The organism is Citrobacter sp. RHBSTW-00859 (assembly GCF_013729795.1).
GTDB classification, from domain to species: domain Bacteria; phylum Pseudomonadota; class Gammaproteobacteria; order Enterobacterales; family Enterobacteriaceae; genus Citrobacter; species Citrobacter braakii.
Genome location: NZ_CP056284.1, coordinates 2,745,340 through 2,765,074, shown reverse-complemented (window position 1 = coordinate 2,765,074; position 19,735 = coordinate 2,745,340). Strand labels below are relative to the sequence as shown.

19 protein-coding genes are annotated in these 19,735 nt (G+C 53.0%); 12 read left to right on the top strand and 7 right to left on the bottom strand.

Features of this window, described 5'->3' with window-relative positions:
- Positions 1 to 57 precede the first annotated feature (57 nt).
- The gene (locus tag HV302_RS13815) at positions 58 to 246 is read left to right on the top strand and encodes a YdiH family protein (RefSeq protein WP_029139522.1); all 189 of its coding nucleotides are present in this window, start codon (positions 58 to 60) and stop codon (positions 244 to 246) included.
- 67 nt (positions 247 to 313) lie between these two features.
- Here HV302_RS13815 and HV302_RS13810 read toward each other — a convergent pair whose 3' ends face one another.
- On the bottom strand, positions 314 to 1,165 hold the full coding sequence (locus HV302_RS13810) for a Vmh family MBL fold metallo-hydrolase (protein WP_181625973.1): 852 nt from the start codon (positions 1,163 to 1,165) through the stop codon (positions 314 to 316).
- A 122-nt stretch (positions 1,166 to 1,287) separates the two neighbouring features.
- Between HV302_RS13810 and HV302_RS13805 the strand changes: the two genes are divergently transcribed.
- The 8 genes from HV302_RS13805 (at position 1,288) to ldtE (ending at position 9,586) form a co-directional block, all read left to right on the top strand.
- Positions 1,288 to 2,175, top strand: a complete 888-nt coding sequence (locus HV302_RS13805; RefSeq protein WP_181625971.1) for a LysR family transcriptional regulator — start codon at positions 1,288 to 1,290, stop codon at positions 2,173 to 2,175.
- 769 nt (positions 2,176 to 2,944) lie between these two features.
- The gene (gene sufA / locus HV302_RS13800; RefSeq protein WP_016152905.1) at positions 2,945 to 3,313 is read left to right on the top strand and encodes a Fe-S cluster assembly scaffold SufA; all 369 of its coding nucleotides are present in this window, start codon (positions 2,945 to 2,947) and stop codon (positions 3,311 to 3,313) included.
- Between the two features lie 8 nt (positions 3,314 to 3,321).
- Positions 3,322 to 4,809, top strand: coding sequence for a Fe-S cluster assembly protein SufB (sufB, locus tag HV302_RS13795; protein WP_016152906.1), 1,488 nt, complete (start codon positions 3,322 to 3,324; stop codon positions 4,807 to 4,809).
- A 16-nt stretch (positions 4,810 to 4,825) separates the two neighbouring features.
- A complete protein-coding gene (gene sufC / locus HV302_RS13790; protein ID WP_181625969.1) occupies positions 4,826 to 5,572 on the top strand; it encodes a Fe-S cluster assembly ATPase SufC in 747 nt (248 codons plus the stop codon).
- Complete coding sequence (gene sufD / locus HV302_RS13785; protein ID WP_103283866.1) at positions 5,547 to 6,818, top strand: Fe-S cluster assembly protein SufD; 1,272 nt, start codon at positions 5,547 to 5,549, stop codon at positions 6,816 to 6,818. Before sufC ends, sufD begins: the two co-directional genes overlap by 26 nt.
- Positions 6,815 to 8,035: a cysteine desulfurase SufS gene (gene sufS, locus HV302_RS13780; protein WP_080858722.1), complete on the top strand. Its 1,221-nt coding sequence runs from the start codon at positions 6,815 to 6,817 to the stop codon at positions 8,033 to 8,035. The genes sufD and sufS overlap by 4 nt, the downstream gene beginning before the upstream one ends.
- A 12-nt stretch (positions 8,036 to 8,047) precedes the next feature.
- Positions 8,048 to 8,464: a cysteine desulfuration protein SufE gene (sufE, locus tag HV302_RS13775; protein WP_016152910.1), complete on the top strand. Its 417-nt coding sequence runs from the start codon at positions 8,048 to 8,050 to the stop codon at positions 8,462 to 8,464.
- Between the two features lie 117 nt (positions 8,465 to 8,581).
- On the top strand, positions 8,582 to 9,586 hold the full coding sequence (gene ldtE / locus HV302_RS13770; protein ID WP_016152911.1) for a L,D-transpeptidase LdtE: 1,005 nt from the start codon (positions 8,582 to 8,584) through the stop codon (positions 9,584 to 9,586).
- A 68-nt stretch (positions 9,587 to 9,654) separates the two neighbouring features.
- On the opposite strand, the gene lpp is transcribed toward ldtE, so the two are convergent.
- The 3 genes from lpp to ynhH all read right to left on the bottom strand — a co-directional run bounded on the left by lpp (position 9,655) and on the right by ynhH (position 11,851).
- Positions 9,655 to 9,891 (bottom strand): murein lipoprotein Lpp, encoded by a 237-nt coding sequence (gene lpp / locus HV302_RS13765; protein WP_003029373.1) that lies wholly within the window; start codon positions 9,889 to 9,891, stop codon positions 9,655 to 9,657.
- Positions 9,892 to 10,200: 309 nt separating this feature from the next.
- Positions 10,201 to 11,613, bottom strand: a complete 1,413-nt coding sequence (pykF, locus tag HV302_RS13760) for a pyruvate kinase PykF (RefSeq protein WP_016152912.1) — start codon at positions 11,611 to 11,613, stop codon at positions 10,201 to 10,203.
- 7 nt (positions 11,614 to 11,620) lie between these two features.
- Positions 11,621 to 11,851, bottom strand: coding sequence for a protein YnhH (gene ynhH / locus HV302_RS28600; protein ID WP_419095934.1), 231 nt, complete (start codon positions 11,849 to 11,851; stop codon positions 11,621 to 11,623).
- 338 nt (positions 11,852 to 12,189) lie between these two features.
- Here ynhH and HV302_RS13755 point away from each other — a divergent pair, with 338 nt between their 5' ends.
- Genes HV302_RS13755 through HV302_RS13745 form a run of 3 tightly spaced genes read left to right on the top strand, consistent with a single transcriptional unit; the run spans position 12,190 to position 14,707 of the window.
- Positions 12,190 to 13,212: a methionine ABC transporter ATP-binding protein gene (locus tag HV302_RS13755; RefSeq protein WP_181625968.1), complete on the top strand. Its 1,023-nt coding sequence runs from the start codon at positions 12,190 to 12,192 to the stop codon at positions 13,210 to 13,212.
- The gene (locus tag HV302_RS13750; RefSeq protein WP_016152914.1) at positions 13,205 to 13,873 is read left to right on the top strand and encodes a methionine ABC transporter permease; all 669 of its coding nucleotides are present in this window, start codon (positions 13,205 to 13,207) and stop codon (positions 13,871 to 13,873) included. Before HV302_RS13755 ends, HV302_RS13750 begins: the two co-directional genes overlap by 8 nt.
- Positions 13,874 to 13,894: 21 nt before the next feature.
- Positions 13,895 to 14,707 carry a MetQ/NlpA family ABC transporter substrate-binding protein gene (locus HV302_RS13745; protein WP_003029358.1) on the top strand — a complete coding sequence of 271 codons (813 nt, stop codon included), beginning with the start codon at positions 13,895 to 13,897 and terminating at the stop codon, positions 14,705 to 14,707.
- Between the two features lie 74 nt (positions 14,708 to 14,781).
- Here HV302_RS13745 and ttrA read toward each other — a convergent pair whose 3' ends face one another.
- Genes ttrA through ttrB form a run of 3 tightly spaced genes read right to left on the bottom strand, consistent with a single transcriptional unit; the run spans position 14,782 to position 19,603 of the window.
- A complete protein-coding gene (gene ttrA, locus HV302_RS13740) occupies positions 14,782 to 17,853 on the bottom strand; it encodes a tetrathionate reductase subunit TtrA (protein ID WP_181625967.1) in 3,072 nt (1,023 codons plus the stop codon).
- A complete protein-coding gene (gene ttrC / locus HV302_RS13735) occupies positions 17,846 to 18,868 on the bottom strand; it encodes a tetrathionate reductase subunit TtrC (RefSeq protein WP_181625966.1) in 1,023 nt (340 codons plus the stop codon). The genes ttrA and ttrC overlap by 8 nt, the downstream gene beginning before the upstream one ends.
- On the bottom strand, positions 18,869 to 19,603 hold the full coding sequence (gene ttrB, locus HV302_RS13730) for a tetrathionate reductase subunit TtrB (RefSeq protein ID WP_019076686.1): 735 nt from the start codon (positions 19,601 to 19,603) through the stop codon (positions 18,869 to 18,871). It lies immediately after the preceding gene.
- Positions 19,604 to 19,735 lie beyond the last annotated feature (132 nt).

Here is a 19,735-nt window from a genome sequence, read left to right as displayed (position 1 = left end):
TATCTGCACAGGGAATGGTGTTATACTGTGCAGGTTTTGAACACAAGCGAGGATGATATGTCTACCCAATTAGACCCGGCCCAACTGGCAATAGAGTTTTTACGTCGTGATAAAACCGATCTTTCACCAGCTCAGTACCTGAAAAGACTGAAACAGTTAGAGCTGGAGTTCGCGGATTTATTGACGCTTTCTTCGACTGAACTAAAAGAAGAGATCTATTTTGCCTGGCGCATGGGCGTTCATTGATTCCGGTATGCTTATCGTAATGAAACCCCGACACGCGTTCGGGGTTATTTTTTGCGTTAAATCTCAATCACCACTTCATCTCACCAGTATTAACCTTCGCACTTAGCTCCAGAGAACTTGCGTCTGCAAGACCTGGCCATGCCGCGGTGATGGTTTTAATCACATAATCCGAACCTTTCTTCGCCCCTAACGCCTGCTCAAACGATTGCAGATAGTCCTGTGTGAAGCGAATCGCTTTATCGCCCGCAGGGCGTTCGCCGATGTAATGCCCCGGGACCACCTGGGTGGGTTGTAACTTCTGCATTTCGCTCAGTACGCTACGCCACGCGCTACGCTGTTCTGCAGATTGCGTATCCGCCGTCCAGACGTGTATACCAGACGCCACGCCGGTACCGCCAATAATGGCACGGTTCGCCGGGATCCAGACGTAGGCTGCATAATCATTAGGGTGGCGCAGTTCCAGCGTTTCACCATCAACTGTGAAATGCGTTTGCGTTGTCGCTTGCGGAACAGTGAGCGATGTTGGTGCGCCATCCTTCATTTGCGGACCCCAGAATTGCAGTTTGGCCTCTTTGGTGGCACGGATATGGTCTACTACGTGCGGTGTTGCCAGGACTTTTACCTGTGGGAAGGCTTTGACGATAGGCTGCAGTCCGAAATAGAAATCCGGATCGCCGGAGGTGATCACGATGGCCTTCAGCGTTTTACCGCTGGCGCGAATCAGCTGCACCAGCTGTTCACCATCTTTAGTACTGAACTGTGCGTCAAACAATATTGCTTCTTTCGGTCCTGAAACCAGCGTTGAAGAGACCGGGAAAATAGCCTTGTCCTGTGGATTGTAGATGTCCAGCTGTAGCGTCGCGGCAAAGGTTGAAGAGGCGAACAGAGGTAACAGCAGGGCCAGCGTTTTAACTTTCATGCCAGGTATCCTTGTGCAGGGAATTGTCTTTTGATAGTTCCTGTATTTTAAGGAAATTCGGATCTGTTAGAATTCCCTTATTAGGACATGCTGAGTTTCATAAAACGATCGGATGGGATGCAATGGACAGAGTGATGGCGGCAACGGTATTCAACCATATCTGTGATTTGGGCAGTCTGAGCGCCGCCGCGCGTGCGCTGGGGCTTTCCCGTCCGATGGTCAGTCGTTACCTCGACGAGATGGAAAAATGGGCGGGTGCAAGGCTTATCCATCGCTCGTCGCGCCGTCTGACGATCACGCCAGCGGGTGAAGAGGCATTAGTGAAAACGCGTTCTCTGGCGCAGCTTTCGCTGGATATTGGTGCCGCCAGCGCCGCGCAAACTCCCTCTGGCACGCTACGTGTGGCCTGTGCGCATTTTACAGCTATGCATATTTTAGCGCCGGTACTGCCCGCGTTTCTGACGAAGTATCCACAACTGCGTATCGAGGTGGAGATCAATAATCAACCGGTAAGCCTCGTTGGAGAACGCATTGATGTGGCGATCCGTATAACGGAAAACCCTGAACCTGGAACTATCGCCCGTCGCCTTGGCGACTGTAAATCGGTACTGTGCGCGTCTGTAGAGTACCTGCATCGACATGGCACTCCTGAGACTATCGACGACCTTACGCGGCATAATTGTCTGTACTACAGCGGGTTTGCCGGGAAATCCTGGCACTTTCTGGATTCCCAGGGGCGGGCTGCCGCTGTTGCGATTAAAGGCAATTTGAGCGCCGGGATCTCTTCGTTGCTCTGTGAGTCGGCGTTGGCGGGAACGGGCATTGCGCTGGTGCCGGAACTGGAGGCGCGGGAAGGGCTGGCACAGGGAAAGCTGGTTAGACTCTTGCCCGAGCTTCAACCAAAAAGCCTGCCAATTTATGGTTTATATCTTTCGCGGGAGCATCAGCCTGCAGGGCTGCGCCTGTTGCTGGACGCGCTCAGTGAAAAACAGCGCCTAATAATTGATTGAATACGCTTATAAAATAGTCAAATCGCAATTTGTGTTAAACAAAACATATCCGGAAGTGAGATTATTCTTATCGCCCCTTCAAGAGCTAAGCCATCGTGAGTGCCGGAGATAAGCGCCGGATGGGGCCGGAACCCTTAAGCCTGCCAGCAAGCAGCCTTAAGGGTTTTTTGTTGTCTTCACGTAGTGCCCGAACGGGATTGTACCTACTTGCCGTGAGTCTGCAGACCGATGTTGTCAAAAAATAGCCGTGGTGACATTTAAGTTTAAAGAATCAAAACCGCTTTATATCGCACAAAGAATGCAGAACAGACCCTTTGGTAAATCATTACTGTGTGCGCTGTTCTGGTCACCGTATCAGCTTGAAAATAATATAACCCCTGCCTACGGGCGAGTGAAAAATGGCAATGGGTGGTTAGCCAACCGTTAACTTTTTTCCGTTCACCGCTCTGCGAATCTCATCTCTGATAACTCCCTGGTTAGGTATAGCCTGACAGAGGAAGTTACCACTTCTATCACAGAAATAGTCATTTTCTATACATCTTTTGATTATCGACCTGTCTCGCCGATTGAAATTACTTAATCCATTATTAATCAATGCATTGAACAAAAAAATCCATCCCTGTTAACCCACGCAGCAGGGTCTATGCTTAGTAAAAGGGGTCAAAAAGGGCGATTAACCCGAATGCCCCTGCTGTTGAGGGGTTGAAGTGATAATCATTATCACTAACATGTTGTTATAGCTTGAAAGCTAGTGACTCGAGGTAACCCTATGGAATTGCATTCAGGAACATTTAACCCGGACGATTTTGCCTGGCGTGGTCTGACGTTAACGCCAGCGGCTGCGGCGCACATCCGCGAGCTGGTGGCAAAGCAACCCGACATGTTAGGCGTGCGTTTAGGTGTGAAGCAAACGGGATGCGCGGGATTTGGCTACGTGCTGGACACCGTTCGCCAGGCGGAAAAAGACGATCTGCTGTTTGAAACGGAGGGGGCCAGACTTTATGTACCGTTACAGGCGATGCCGTTCATCGACGGCACAGAAGTCGATTTCGTGCGCGAAGGATTAAATCAGCTATTTAAATTTCATAACCCGAAAGCCCAGAACGAATGCGGCTGTGGCGAAAGTTTTGGGGTATAGGCGGTACTATGTCTCGTAATACTGAAGCAACTGACGATGTCAACACCTGGGCTGGCGGGCACCTTAATTACAAAGAGGGCTTCTTCACCCATCTACAAACCGATGAGCTGGCGAAAGGGATCAACGAAGATGTCGTGCGTGCGATTTCGGCAAAACGTAATGAACCCGACTGGATGTTGGAATTTCGCCTGAATGCCTTTAAAGCGTGGCTAACCATGGAAGAGCCGCACTGGCTAAAAGCGCATTACGATAAGCTGAACTATCAGGAGTACAGTTATTACTCCGCGCCGTCCTGCGGTAATTGCGATGAAACCTGCGCGTCTGAGCCGGGCGCGGTGCAGCAAACGGGGGCGAATGCGTTTTTAAGTAAAGAAGTTGAGGACGCATTCGAGCAGCTTGGCGTGCCGGTCCGCGAAGGCAAAGAGGTGGCGGTTGATGCCATTTTTGACTCGGTGTCGGTGGCGACAACTTATCGCGATAAACTGGCGGAACAGGGCATTATTTTCTGTTCGTTTGGTGAGGCGATTCACGATCACCCTGAGCTGGTAAAACAATATCTGGGTACGGTTGTCCCGGGTAATGACAATTTCTTTGCGGCGCTAAATGCGGCGGTGGCCTCCGACGGCACGTTTATTTATGTCCCGAAAGGTGTACGTTGCCCAATGGAACTGTCGACCTATTTCCGTATAAATGCGGAAAAAACCGGTCAGTTTGAACGCACCATTCTGGTTGCGGATGAGGGCAGTTACGTCAGCTATATCGAAGGCTGTTCAGCCCCGGTACGCGATAGCTACCAACTGCATGCCGCGGTGGTGGAAGTCATCATCCACAAAGATGCCGAAGTGAAATACTCGACGGTACAAAACTGGTTCCCTGGTGATGGTAACACCGGCGGCATTTTGAACTTCGTCACCAAGCGCGCTCTGTGCGAAGGCGAAAACAGCAAAATGTCGTGGACGCAGTCGGAAACCGGCTCGGCCATTACCTGGAAATACCCAAGCTGTATTCTGCGCGGCGACAACTCTATCGGCGAATTCTACTCCGTCGCGCTGACCAGTGGTTATCAGCAGGCCGATACCGGCACCAAGATGATCCACATCGGCAAGAACACCAAATCGACCATTATCTCGAAAGGGATCTCCGCGGGACACAGTCAAAACAGCTATCGCGGCTTAGTGAAGATCATGCCGACCGCAACCAACGCCCGCAACTATACCCAATGCGACTCGATGCTGATTGGCGCGGATTGTGGAGCGCACACCTTCCCGTATGTGGAGTGTCGTAACAACAGCGCCCAGCTTGAGCATGAAGCCACGACCTCGCGCATTGGTGAAGACCAGCTGTTTTACTGTTTGCAGCGCGGCATCAGCGAAGAGGATGCCATTTCGATGATCGTTAATGGTTTCTGTAAAGACGTGTTCTCTGAACTGCCGCTGGAATTTGCCGTTGAAGCGCAAAAACTTCTCGCCATAAGTCTTGAACACAGCGTCGGTTAAAATTTAAGGAAAGCACATGTTAAGCATTAAAAATTTACAGGTCAGTGTGGAAGATAAGGCGATCCTGCGTGGGCTGAGCCTGGATATTGGCCCCGGAGAGGTACACGCCATTATGGGGCCGAACGGTTCCGGGAAAAGTACGCTTTCCGCAACGCTCGCCGGGCGCGATGACTACGAAGTCACCGGCGGGACGGTAGAATTCAACGGTAAGGATTTACTGGAACTGTCACCCGAAGACCGGGCCGGTGAAGGGATCTTTATGGCATTTCAGTATCCGGTAGAAATCCCCGGCGTCAGTAATCAGTTTTTCCTGCAAACGGCACTGAATGCGGTGCGCAGCTACCGTGGCGAAGAGTCGCTGGACAGGTTTGACTTCCAGGATCTGATGGAAGAGAAAATCACGTTATTGAAGATGCCGGAAGATTTGCTAACGCGTTCGGTCAACGTTGGTTTCTCCGGTGGCGAGAAAAAGCGTAATGACATTTTGCAAATGGCGGTGCTGGAACCTCAGCTGTGCATTCTTGATGAGTCGGACTCCGGGCTGGATATCGACGCGCTGAAAGTCGTTGCGGATGGCGTAAACTCGCTGCGCGACGGGCAACGTTCATTCATTATCGTCACCCACTATCAGCGCATCCTGGATTACATCAAACCCGATTATGTTCACGTTCTCTACCAGGGGCGAATTGTGAAATCCGGCGATTTCACGCTGGTCAAACAACTGGAGGAGCAAGGTTATGGCTGGCTTAGCGAACAGCAGTAACGTGCTGCAACAGTGGCATCATCTGTTTGAAACGCAAGGGGAGACGCGCTCGCACCACGCCCAACAACACCTGCAGCAGATGCTGCGTCTGGGACTGCCAACGCGTAAGCATGAGGACTGGAAATACACGCCGCTGGAAGGATTAACCAACAGCCAGTTTGTCAGTCATGTCACTGAGATAACGTCCGCCCAGTGTGAAGCGTTAGCGCCGGCTATTGATGCTGTCCGCCTGGTGTTTGTTGACGGGCAATTCTGTCCAACGCTCAGCGACAGCGTGGAAGGTAGCGGGTTTAACATTACCGTTGATGATGTGCGCCAGTCGCTACCGGCGGCTATCCAACCGGAAGTCTTTCTGCACCTGACCGAAAGCCTCTCCCGCAGCGTAACGCACATTCAGGTGAAGCGTAACCAGCGACCGGCAAAACCGTTGCTGCTGCTGCACATTACCCAGGGGCTGGCGGGTGATGAGGTGAACACGGCGCACTATCGCCACCATCTGGATCTGGCAGAAGGCGCAGAAGCCACCGTCATTGAACACTATGTCAGCCTCAGCGAATATCGCCATTTTACCGGTGCACGATTAACGATGAACGTCGCGGCAAACGCACACTTGCGTCACATCAAACTGGCGTTTGAGAATCCGCTCAGCCACCACTTCGCGCATAATGATATTCAGTTGGGCGCTGATGCCACGGCCGCCAGCCACAGCTTTTTACTCGGTGATGCGGTGTTGCGCCATAACACCAGCACCCAGCTTAACGGCGAAAACACCACGCTTCGGCTTAACAGCCTGGCGATGCCGGTGAAAAATGAAGTCTGCGATACCCGCACCTGGCTTGCGCACAACAAGGGATATTGCAACAGTCGACAACTGCATAAAACGATTGTCAGCGATAAGGGGCGGGCGGTATTCAATGGCCTGATCAACGTCGCTCAGCACGCCATTAAAACCGACGGTCAGATGACCAACAATAATTTGCTGCTCGGAAAACTGGCGGAAGTAGATACCAAACCGCAGCTTGAAATTTATGCCGACGACGTGAAATGCAGCCACGGGGCGACGGTAGGGCGGATCGACGACGAGCAGATGTTCTATCTGCGTTCGCGCGGGATCGGCCAGCAGGATGCCCAACAAATGATTCTCTATGCGTTTGCCGCTGAGCTGACGGAAGCCCTGGGCGAGGAAACGCTGAAACAACAGGTCCTGGCACGGATCGCCCAACGCTTGCCGGGAGGCGTAGCATGACATTTCCCATTGAAAAAGTGCGGGCTGATTTTCCGGTCCTGACGCGTGAAGTGAACGGTTTACCGTTGGCGTATCTGGATAGCGCCGCCAGCGCGCAAAAGCCTAACCAGGTGATTGATGCCGAAGCCGAGTTTTACCGTCACGGCTATGCCGCGGTCCACCGCGGGATCCATACGCTGAGCGCGCAGGCCACGGAAAAAATGGAGAATGTGCGCAAGCTCGCCTCGCTGTTTATCAATGCCCGTTCAGCTGAAGAACTGGTGTTTGTTCGCGGCACAACGGAAGGTATCAACCTGGTAGCTAACAGCTGGGGCGGCAGCAATGTGCGGGCGGGCGATAACATTATCATCAGCGAAATGGAGCACCACGCCAATATTGTGCCCTGGCAGATGTTGTGCGCCCGCGTAGGTGCAGAACTGCGCGTTATTCCGCTCAATACAGAGGGTACGTTGCAACTGGAAACGCTGCCGACGCTGTTTGACGATCGCACGAAACTGCTGGCGATTACCCATGTGTCTAACGTGCTGGGCACGGAAAACCCATTGGTTGAGATGATTGAGCTGGCGCATCAATACGGCGCGAAAGTGCTGGTGGATGGCGCACAGGCAGTTATGCATCATCAGGTTGATGTGCAGGCGCTGGATTGCGACTTCTATGTTTTCTCTGGGCACAAGCTCTACGGGCCAACCGGTATTGGCGTTCTGTATGCCAGAGAGTCGTTGCTGCAGGAGATGCCGCCGTGGGAAGGCGGTGGGTCGATGATTGCGACGGTGAGCCTGAGCCAGGGGACGACGTGGGCCAAAGCCCCCTGGCGGTTTGAAGCCGGAACGCCAAACACCGGGGGAATTATTGGACTCGGCGCGGCTATTGAATATGTTTCCGCGCTGGGGCTTACTGAAATCAGCGAATATGAACAATTCCTGATGCGCTATGCGCTGGAACAGCTGGCGGATGTGCCGGATTTAACGCTCTACGGGCCGGATAACCGTCTGGGGGTGATTGCGTTTAACCTCGGCAAACATCATGCCTATGATGTCGGGAGTTTTCTTGATAACTATGGCATCGCCGTGCGGACAGGGCATCACTGCGCTATGCCGCTGATGGCCCACTATAACGTTCCTGCGATGTGCCGGGCGTCGATTGCCATGTACAACACCCACGAAGAAGTGGATCGCCTGGTAACGGGCCTCAAGCGTATTCATCACTTACTGGGATAACAGGGAGGCGTTATGGCTGCGCTGCCGGATAAAGAAAAGTTGTTGCGTAATTTTCTGCGTTGCGCTAATTGGGAAGAGAAATACCTGTACATTATTGAACTGGGTCAGCGTTTGCCGGAATTAAACGACGACGATCGTAATACGGAAAATAGCATCCAGGGCTGTCAAAGTCAGGTATGGATTGTCATGCGTCAGAATGCTGAAGGAATTATTGAATTACAAGGCGACAGCGATGCGGCAATTGTGAAAGGGCTTATCGCTGTCGTATTCATTTTATATGACCGCATGACGGCCCAGGATATTGTGAATTTTGATGTGCGTCCGTGGTTTGAAAAAATGGCGCTCGCACAGCATCTCACACCGTCTCGTTCACAAGGGCTGGAGGCGATGATTCGGGCTATTCGCACCAAAGCCGCAACTCTTAGCTAAACTGATAAAACACGTCAATTTCAGCTCGACGTGAAAGAGTGAGGTAGTGCAACGCAGTGACTCGTAGGCCGGATCGGGCGCTCGACGCCGTCCGGCAGGAACGCCAGGGGGGTGAGTATGAAACGCGCGTCTGTTATTACGTTAATGCTAATCGGCGCTTACAGCGCTATTCAGGCCGCATGGGCGGTCGATTATCCTTTGCCTCAGGCGAACAGCCGTCTTGTTGGGCAAAATCAAACCTACACCGTGCAGGAAGGCGATAAAAACCTACAGGCGATTGCCCGTAAGTTTGATACCGCCGCAATGCTGATCCTTGAAGCCAATAATACGATTGCCCCCGTACCTAAACCCGGAACGCTAATTACTATTCCCTCGCAACTACTGCTACCGGATGCACCCCGAGAAGGCATTATTGTGAATCTGGCGGAACTGCGTCTGTATTACTTCCCGCCGGGAGAGAATATTGTTCAGGTTTTCCCAATTGGTATCGGTTTGCAGGGGCTGGAAACGCCGGTAATGGAAACCCGGGTTGGGCAGAAAATCCCGAATCCGACCTGGACCCCTACAGCAGGCATCCGTAAACGCTCTTTGGAGCGCGGCATAACATTACCGCCGGTAGTACCTGCCGGGCCAAATAACCCGTTAGGACGCTTTGCACTGCGTCTGGCGCATGGAAACGGTGAATATCTTATCCATGGCACCAGTGCGCCGGACAGCGTGGGGCTGCGCGTAAGTTCTGGGTGTATTCGCATGAACGCGCCGGACATCAAAGCACTGTTTGCTCAGGTCCGGACAGGAACGCCGGTTCGGGTGATTAATGAGCCGATAAAATATTCGATAGAGCCGAACGGAATGCGCTATGTCGAGGTGCATCGACCGCTGTCGCCGGAGGAGGAGCAAAACGTCCAGACCATGCCGTATGTGCTGCCAGCCGGTTTTACCCAGTTTAAAGACAATAAAGCCGTGGATAATAGTTTGGTGGAAAGAGCCTTGTATCGTCGTGCTGGCTATCCGGTCACCGTAACGGCCGGGCAAGCGTCGGTCGTAAGCAATGGCGCGGAAGTGAAGTCTGCACAGAATGGCGTGCCGGGAGAGGATGCAGAGGTGCGTGCTACGCAATAACAGGGAAGGGAAATTCAGAGCAAAAAAAATGGCGCACAATGTGCGCCATTTTTATTACACAGATACTATTACTTGCGGTATTTAGTAGCTGCGTTGTCCAGACGCTGGTTAGCGCGAGCTGCGTCATCTTTAGCAGCCTGAACGTCGGAACGCATTGCGTTCACGTCGTTGCTCAGCTGGTCAACTTTAGCGTTCAGAGTCTGAACGTCAGAAGACAGCTGATCGATTTTAGCGTTGCTGGAGCAACCTGCCAGCAGAGTAGAACCCAGGATTACCGCGCCCAGTACCAGTTTAGTACGATTCATTATTAATACCCTCTAGATTGAGTTAATCTCCATGTAGCGTTACAAGTATTACACAAAGTTTTTTATGTTGAGAATATTTTTTTGATGGGAATGCACTTATTTTTGATCGTTCGCTCAAAGAAGCATCGAATTGTGCAAAAACGGCTAAAAACCCGAGTGAAAACAGAAAGCTTCCATCGGATTCATCTTAGATAATCACGGATTAGATAGTGAAATCCGATTTGATTTTTTATTAATTGTAGCTATCGATAAAATAAAAAAAGCGCCACCAGGGCGCTTTTTTAAGCAAATTAATTCGCGTTGGAATTATTACAGCACGTGAACGGATGCCGTGTTGGTCGTGCCGCTCGGAACCAGTGCACCGGAAACCATCACCACAACGTCACCTTTCTGAGCCAGACCGCTTTCCAGAGCGACTTCTTTACCCAGACGATAGAAATCATCGGTAGAGCTGATTTCTTTAACCACCTGTGCAACTACGCCTTTGCTCAGCACCAGCTGACGCGCGGTAGTTTCGTTGGTGGTCAGCGCCAGGATGGTGGCATCCGGGAAGTATTTACGTACTGCGCGAGCAGATTTACCGCCCTGGGTTGCTACAACGATCAGCGGAGCATCCAGTTTTTCTGCAGTTTCAACCGCGCCACGGCAAACGGCTTCGGTGATGCGCAGTTTGCGGCTGTCGTTGTTGAAGTCCAGACGGCTGGTCATCACGCGGTCGGTACGCTCACAGATGGTTGCCATGATGGTGACGGCTTCCAGCGGGTATTTACCTTTTGCAGACTCGCCAGACAGCATGACTGCATCGGTACCGTCGAGGATGGCGTTCGCGACGTCACCGGCTTCAGCGCGGGTCGGACGCGGGTTTTTGATCATGGAGTCCAGCATCTGGGTCGCAGTGATAACGACTTTACGTGCACGGATACATTTTTCGATGATCATCTTCTGCGCGAAGATAACTTCTTCAACCGGGATCTCAACGCCCATGTCGCCACGAGCAACCATGATGCCGTCAGATGCTTCGAGGATTTCGTCGAAGTTGTTCAGGCCTTCCTGGTTTTCGATTTTGGAGATGATCTGGATGTTTTCGCCGCCGTGCGCTTTCAGGTGCTCACGGATTTCAACGACGTCAGAACGTTTACGGATAAAGGATGCTGCAACGAAGTCAACGCCTTGCTCGCAACCGAAGATCAGGTCCTGTTTGTCTTTTTCAGCCAGTGCTGGCAGCGCGATGGAAACGCCCGGCAGGTTAACGCCTTTGTTTTCGCCCAGGTCGCCGTTGTTCAGCACTTTACAGATAACTTTGTTACCTTCGATAGCGGTAACTTCCATGCCGATCAGACCATCGTCAACCAGAACGGTATTGCCGACGGACAGATCTTTAGTGAAGCCTTCATAAGTAACAGCAACGATTTCGTTGTTGCCGACAACGGATTTGTCGGTGGTGAAGGTGAAGGTCTGGCCCGCTTTCAGGGAAACGTCGTTACCGCCTTCCAGTTTGATGGTACGGATTTCCGGACCTTTGGTGTCGAGCAGGATTGCGGCTTTCTTGCCGGTTTTGCTCATGACGTTGCGCAAATTCTTGATGCGCTGACCGTGTTCTTCATAGTCCCCGTGGGAGAAGTTCAGACGCATGACGTTCATGCCCGCGTCCAGCATTTTGGTTAACATCTCTTCGGATTCGGTTTTCGGACCGATGGTGCAAACAATTTTCGTCTTTTTCATGACAGTCTTAGTCTTTAAGTTGAGAAGGATATGGAAATCTGGCTCCCGCCGCGCACGGACGGGAAGCTAAACCTGAGTTACGAAAGTTGTGATGCCTCGCACTAAGGATAGGTGACATCGAAAGAGCGTGCAGAGGAATGTGTGCTTGTGTTTCAGCCCAACGGGATGGTGAGTTTTGTAGTCGTTGAGTTTTACAGGTCAATGTGCTGAAACCATTCAAGAGACAATTGGCGCGCATTATACGCTGAAAATTATCAAAAAGGAAAATGGAAACAGCGTTTCAAAACACTTCTGTGCAGTTTTACAGAAAATATTCATTAATTTGTTTCCAGGTATGGATAAAGAGGTTGTTCGCAGCAGCATTTGTTGCGCAACAAGGTGTAATTGTCATCCCAATCCCTGACTTTTTGTGTATAACGCCGACCAAACCAACATATTTCTAAAAGTTATATCAAATGCGTTTTAATTCATTTTAAAAGCCAATCTCACTGATTAAACTCGTTTGGACATCCATACTGCTAAACAGCCAAAAGCGCTAGCAGCAGAACAATAAGCAGCAGCGGATACCTAAACGACATGATTGTCCTGAAAAATATTTCGAAAGTGTTTACGCCAGGCAGGCTTGCCATTACCGCTGTCGATAACGTCAACCTGACGGTTGAACAGGGACAGATTTACGGAATTATTGGTTACAGCGGGGCGGGGAAAAGCACCTTAATACGCTTACTTAATGGTCTGGAAAAACCGACTTCAGGCAGCGTAACGATTAACGGCCACGATATCTCTGCCGCCCGTGGGGAATCTTTACGTCAGGCGCGACTGAAAATCAGCATGGTGTTTCAACACTTCAATTTGCTGTGGTCACGAACGGTTAGTGAAAATATTGCGTTCTCTATGCAAATTGCTGGAGCGCCAAAAGCATCAATTAAAGCGCGAGTTGCTGAACTGATTTCGCTGGTGGGGCTGAGCGGTCGTGAAAATGCGTATCCGTCCCAGCTTAGCGGTGGGCAAAAACAGCGGGTAGGAATTGCCCGTGCGTTGGCGAACAATCCTGACGTTCTGCTGTGTGACGAAGCCACTTCGGCGCTGGATCCGCAAACTACCGATCAGATCCTCGATTTGCTGCTCGATATTAATCGCCGCTTCAAATTAACCATTGTGCTGATCACGCATGAAATGCACGTGGTACGCAAAATCTGCGATCGCGTGGCGGTAATGGAAAACGGCAGGGTCGTTGAGGAAGGCGACGTGCTCAACGTTTTTACCCATCCGCAGCAGCCGATCACCCGACAGTTTGTTCGTCAGGTGAGTCAGTACACCGAGGAAGACGAGTTTAACCCACAGTTGGCCAGCGAGCTGGGCGGTGTGGTGATCAAGCTAACGTTTACCGGGCAACGTACGCATCGGCCTGTGGTTGGCGAATTGGCCCTGCGCTATGGCCTGCCGTTTAACATTTTACACGGCAAGATGACGCAAACCGCGCACGGTGTATTTGGTCAGCTTTGGGTGCACGTTGTGGCCTCTGAGGAACAATTGAACAATATTTTGGCCGATCTGCGCCAGAGCGACATTGAAGGCGAGGTGATAAACCATGGCTGAAGAACTGTTTCCTCATCTGAAGTGGGAGCAACTGCTGGCAGCAACCCAGGAAACGCTCTACATGACGGTCCTTTCTGGCGCGGCGACCTTTGTCCTGGGCGTTGCACTTGGTCTGGCGCTGTTCCTGACCGCACGCGGCGGACTGTTTCACAATCGCGCGGTGTATAGCGTTATTTCGCTGGTGGTGAATATCTTTCGTTCCATCCCGTTCATCATTCTGATCGTGCTGCTGATCCCGTTTACCAAAGCGATGGTTGGCACCATTCTCGGCGCTAATGCCGCGTTGCCTGCGCTGATCGTAGGGGCCGCACCGTTTTATGCGCGTCTGGTCGAAATTGCCCTGCGTGAAGTCGACAAAGGCGTTATTGAAGCGACGCGTTCAATGGGCGCACGGCTAAGCACGCTTATTTTTCGGGTTTTACTGCCGGAATCCTCTCCTGCTCTGGTGTCCGGGATCACCGTGACGCTGATTGCGCTGGTCAGCTACAGCGCGATGGCAGGGGTGATTGGCGCCGGTGGTTTAGGGAATTTGGCCTATCTGGAAGGATTCCAGCGCAACCACAGCGACGTCACGCTGGTGGCGACGGTGACGATTTTGCTCATTGTCTTCATCATCCAGCTTTGCGGCGATGTGATCACCTCTCTGTTAGATAAACGCTAATAAAATACGGAAACCATTATCATGAAAAAATCACTGACGTTACTCGCCGCAGCAACCTTAAGCGCCCTGAGCTTTGCCTCCTGGGCAGATACTCTGACCGTTGGCGCCTCTAACGTGCCGCACGCGGAGATCCTTGAGCAGGCTAAGCCTATTCTGGCGAAGCAGGGGATCGATTTAGAGATTAAACCGTTCCAGGATTACATTCTGCCCAACACCGCGCTGGCTGGCCGTGAGATTGACGCTAACTACTTCCAGCATATTCCGTACCTGAACAGCGTGATTAAAGATCATGCGGGCGATAAAACCTACGATTTCGTCAGCGCCGGAGCGATTCACATCGAGCCAATTGGGATCTATTCGAAAAAAGTGAAATCGCTTAAAGATCTGCCGGAAGGCGGCAAGGTCATCATGCGCGATGCGGTATCTGAGGAAGGCCGTATTCTGTCGATTTTCGAAAAAGAGGGCGTAATCAAGCTGAAGCCGGGCGTGGATAAAGTCACCGCGCGCATTAGCGATATCGTCGAGAACCCCAAAAAACTGAAGTTCCTGCCTAACGTGGAAGCCGCGCTGTTACCGCAGATGTATAACAACGACGAAGGCGATGCGGTGGTGATTAACGCCAACTACGCCATCGACGCCGGGCTGGATCCGGTGAAAGATCCTATCGCTGTCGAAAGTGGTGAAAACAACCCGTATGCCAACATCATTACCGTGCATCGTGGCGACGAGAAGAAAAAAGATATCGTGGCGCTGGTTGATGTCCTGCACTCAAAAGAGATCCAGGACTGGATCCGCACCAAATATAAAGGTGCGGTGATCCCGGTAAATAACTGATCCGCTGGCATTGCCTTATCCGGCCTACGACGTTCTGTAGGCCGGATAAAACGCGTTGGTGTGGCCATCCGGCGCTAGAGTTTCACTCGCTCAATCCTCGCTGGTAAACCCTGGCGCACCGCTGCACCTGACACCCAGTCAAGCCAGGTATTGGCTACCTGCCGGGTAGGATCCGCAAAGCCCAAATCGTTGAGATTAATCCCCGACCTTATTTGTGCGTCAAACGCCATCGGCTTGCCGTCGAGCGTATGCTGCGCCGCGCCCATTTCTTTATGCCCATAACCGTGTTCAATGGCGATCACGCCCGGCATCACGCCATTAAGCAGGCTTATCTGCGCCTGCGCCTGACCGCCAGGCGTGGTGATACGCACCATATCGCCGTGCGCTAAACCATATCGTTGACCATCCTGCGGATTAAGCGCCACCAGATTAACCGGCTTCAGATGATGCAGACGTGGGATCACCGCCGTGGCGCTGGACATGGTATTGGATTTAAAAGAAATCAGTTTCAGCGGCCACTCTTGTTCCGGGAACAACTCCTCGACCGCACGCCCATCTGACAGGCGTGAAGGATACCAGGCCGGGCAGCCGCTGTAGCGCTCGCCGGTAATTGCATGGCGGTGCGCGGCGACGTCCGCATTCCAGATTTGTAGCGGTTTTTCCCACGCATTGCCTATCCGATTCTCAACCCGCCCGCTGTTGTCTGGCGCAAAACGCCCGCCGCGGGAGTAGATAAACGCCACCCGGCTGATTTCATCGGCTTTCAGCGTTTGGGTCATCACTGGCACGATCCGCTGTACCCCAGTCAGCGCTATGTCTTCCGGTTGCGCTTCAGCGACCGGCGCTTTGCCCATAAACGCAATATTGGCGGCGAGTCGCAGGTAGTAATCTTCCGCACGATTCAACGGATAGTGATTGCCCTGCGGATCGGTAATCGCATTGTCACCAAATCCGGGTAGCCCGATGCGTTTTGCCACTGCGATACAGAAAGATTCCATCGAGGCGGGTTGACCATCAGCGGTACTGCTGGTTGCCGCTGTCACTACCGGCCAACGCGCGGTGGTGGCTTTACTGGCAACGCCGGCCCACGGGGCGCTGAATCCCCAACTTTCGAAGTTGTGCGTATCCGGCACGATGTAATCGGCCAGCGCCGTGGTTTCGTTCATAAAGGCGTCAATAGCGATAAACAGCGGCAGACGCGCAGGATCCTTGAGCTTTTCTTCCGCCACGCCGCGCAACCCTGCGATGCCGTAGAACGGGTTGGTCATGTTGGAGATCCAGGCTTTCAGCGGATAAGGGTAGCCTTCCAACGCCGAGACGAGGAGTTCGGTAAGCTGGCCTGCGACAAACGGATACCACGGGGCTTTGGCCGGGAAGGGCGGTTGTCCGGCCGCCACCTTATTGCGATACTCTTCGGAAGACTCATAAGCAGTTTTACTGCGCGCGATGCTTAATCCTTTTGGTTTTACCTTCCCGGCGAAGCTGTCCATGTTGTAGCGCGGACCGTCGGTGGCGCCATTGAACTTGCCGCCGCCGACAAATACGCCGCCTTCAAGACTGAGATTGCCAATCAGCGCATTGAGCATCATCACCGACCAGGCGTTATAAAATCCATTGCCTGCCATCATTCCACCGTGCGTAATCACCGCTGCCTGGCGGCCATGGCGGGTAAACGCGTCGGCCAGGGCGCCAATGTCAGCTTCAGACACACCGCATTGCTGGCTGTACTGCGTCAGCGTTAGTTTCCCGGCGGACTCTTTCAGACACTGGAAGCTGCTTTTTACCGTCACCGTCTGACCGTCTGCCAGCGTGACCTGGCGGGTGACGAACAACTGCGCGCGTGGGCAACTGCTGGCGGCGACAATTTCGCCGGCCTCGTTAATGACCACCGGCTCCTGGGCGGCGTTTGCACTCAAGTGCGCGAGGGTTAAATGCTGTCCGGCAAGGGTTGGAAGCTCATCGGTAATCACCAGATGCGTGGCGTTAGTCCAACTTTTTTCTCCGGCCTGCTGCATGGCCTGTACGCCGGGAATGGTGAGATAATCGGCGTTATAACGCTGTTTTTCGATAATCCAACGGATCATCCCCATCGCCAGTGCGGAGTCACTTCCCGGACGTACAGGCTGCCAGTGGCCGCGATTGTCAGCCTGCACCGTGGTCAATGGCAGGGCCGGTGCCACCACCACATAACGGAAGTCGTCGCGTAAACGGGCGCTGGCCAGTTGGCGAGCCTGGCGCTTAAACGGGTTACCGGATTGCGCCGGAGACGTTCCCATAAATAGCGCGAATTTGACGTTGTCCCAGTCGGGCTTCACGTGGGTATTTTTATCCAGATCGCCCATTAACGCACCGGAACCGGCACGGTATGCCAGACCACAGTAAGCGCCATGAGCGCCGAAGTTTTTACTGCCAAAACTATTTAATGCAAAGCGGCGCAAAAATGAATCACGTCCTTCATCGCTGGTATTGGTGACCAGCAGTTGATTGGATTTAGGGCCAAAGCCGGGATGCCTGGCATCAAGCGGTGTGTTGGTGTCATGGATTGCCCGCAAGCCGTCAACGTGGCCTTCACCAAACAAGTCGCCGCCTTCCACCACCTCTTTGATCAGCTGTTCAAAGCTGATGCTCTGCCATTTTCCCTCACCGCGTTTGCCGACACGTTTCATGGGCTGGAGAATGCGTAACGGGCTGTATAAACCTTCAAGTAAGGTTGCGCCACGGGCGCAGGCCGTGGAACGAGCGTCAAGACCCGTTTCGCCCGCCAGTTGTTCCATTGCGGTGGCAAAGGGGACGGAGGCGTCAATATGGTGCTCGTGAGACAATGGGTGATAGGGGTTGCCCGCAATGCGCAACACCTTGCCTTGTTCGCTGTCAACGCGCACCCGCACGCCACACTGCGTCCAGCAGCCGAAGCACTGCGTCATGGAGATAACCTGCTGCGGGTTCTGCTGCCAGCGCGGCTGGGCATTGGCTTCGGGGATGAGGGCGTTACCAAAGATGCGGTCTCGGGTAATTTTGCCCGAGGAGCCGTCCAGCAAACCGTCTATCGCGCGCTTTGCCACATCCCGATAACTCAGGCCAAAAGTCACCATGCCACCTACGGCAAGGCCTACTTTAAGCCACTGACGACGGGTTAAATTAGCCATGTTGCATTCTCCTTGCGATCGCGTTCAGGGCTTCACGAACAATAATGATCAGTGCTATCCACAGGCCGAAGGTGCCCACAATGGCCAGCCAGCCATCGGTACCACCGGGCAGGGTATAAGGATTAAACAGCGCGTTAAATTTCGGGATGGTCTGCACCTGGATAAGTAACGTCCAGCGCATCAGCCAGCACAGCGCCATCGCGCTAAATGCAAGTAATATGCGCAGCGGCAGCGATAAGGGGTTACGGAGCACCAGCCCGCACAGGACAAGCGAAACAAGCCATAGCGTAACCCAACCGATAGCGTAGTGTCGTGCTAACGGGGCAACGTTCAGCCATTGGCGAATAGCCGAACCGGAAAGCGTATTGCCGCTCACCCATATCACTACGACTAAAGCCAGTACTATCAGGGTGACTGTCTGCCCCCACGCCAGTTTGCGGGCCAATGTTCCCTCGCGTTTTGCCGCGGCGATGAGCAGGGCGAGAAACGTTTGCAGCGCGCTGAGGAACATCGCAACCGGAAAGGCGTAGCTGAACCAGACGGGACGCGCCTGCACTACCGACACTTCGCGGCCGGTGTATACCAGCAACCCGATGGCTGACAAGGCGCTACCTATCGCCAGCCACTTAGTGACGCTGTAACTTTTAAGCGTTAACCGTTTAACATGCTGCGCCAGAAACCACAGACCTAAGAAGCCGGTAAATAGCGGTAAAAACAGCGCGCCCCAGGGCATCCAGGACCACGGCGTCGGCCAGGCGTAGAAATGCCAGACGCGGGCGGTTTGGTGTAAGTCAGCGGTCAGCGCCAGCGGCGCGGTAATCGCGCAGGTCAGGGCGATTAACAGCGTCAGGTTTTCCAGTTCCGGCATCTCTTGTTTACGCCAGTGAAGCACGCAGGCGAACAGCGCGGCGCAGGCGGCAATGCCGATGAAAAAGAAATATTGTACGGCCCAGGGTAACCAGCTTACGTCCTGGGGATGGGCCAGAACCTCTTCAATAACCAGTGAATGGTTCATTTAAACCTCCTGCCAGAGAGCGGGTTGAGCACGTCCCATCAACGGGGTTACAAACGCTTCGTCCAGACCCAGATAGAACACGTGCGGTGATGTCCCGTTTTCCGGTTTCAGGACTTTGATGGCGTCATGGTGTTCACGCAGCATTTGAGAAATCCGGCTGTGCGGATCTTTGATATCGCCTATGATGCGCGCGCCGCCGACGCAGGATTCCACGCAGGCTGGGAGCAGGCCAGCTTCGAGGCGGTGAACGCAAAAGGTACATTTATCGGCGGTTTGTGTTTCATGGTTGATGAACCGCGCATCATAAGGGCAGGCCTGCACGCAGTAGGCGCAGCCCACGCAGCGCGTGTTGTCGACCACCACAATGCCGTCTTCGCGTTGGAAGGTAGCCTGTACCGGGCAAACGGGCACGCAGGGAGGATTATCACAATGGTTGCACAGCCGCGGCAGCAGGACGTTGGTGACGCTCTGCTGACCTTCAATCTGCACCTGGTACTGGTTAACGAGGGTGCGAAATTCACCCTGCGGCGTCTGGTTTTCAATGGCGCAACTGACAGTACAGGCCTGGCAGCCGATACAGCGTCGCAGGTCAACCAGCATGGCGTAGCGATGCTGAAGTGAGCCTTCATGGCGTTCAGGCGAGAAGGGAAATTGCGCCTGAGCCAAGGGTACCAGTGATGCGCCAGCGGTCAGGACGCCCAGTTGCTGGAGAAACTGCCGTTTACTGCTGTCCATATTTTCTCCCGTCACGATGCAACAACGAAACATTGGTCACGCCGTTGGTTTGCGTGTGATGAATAAAGAATCTTGATGATTTACAGTGTAAAAATCGTGACGGGGGGTACTCTATTGTGGTTAACCACATAC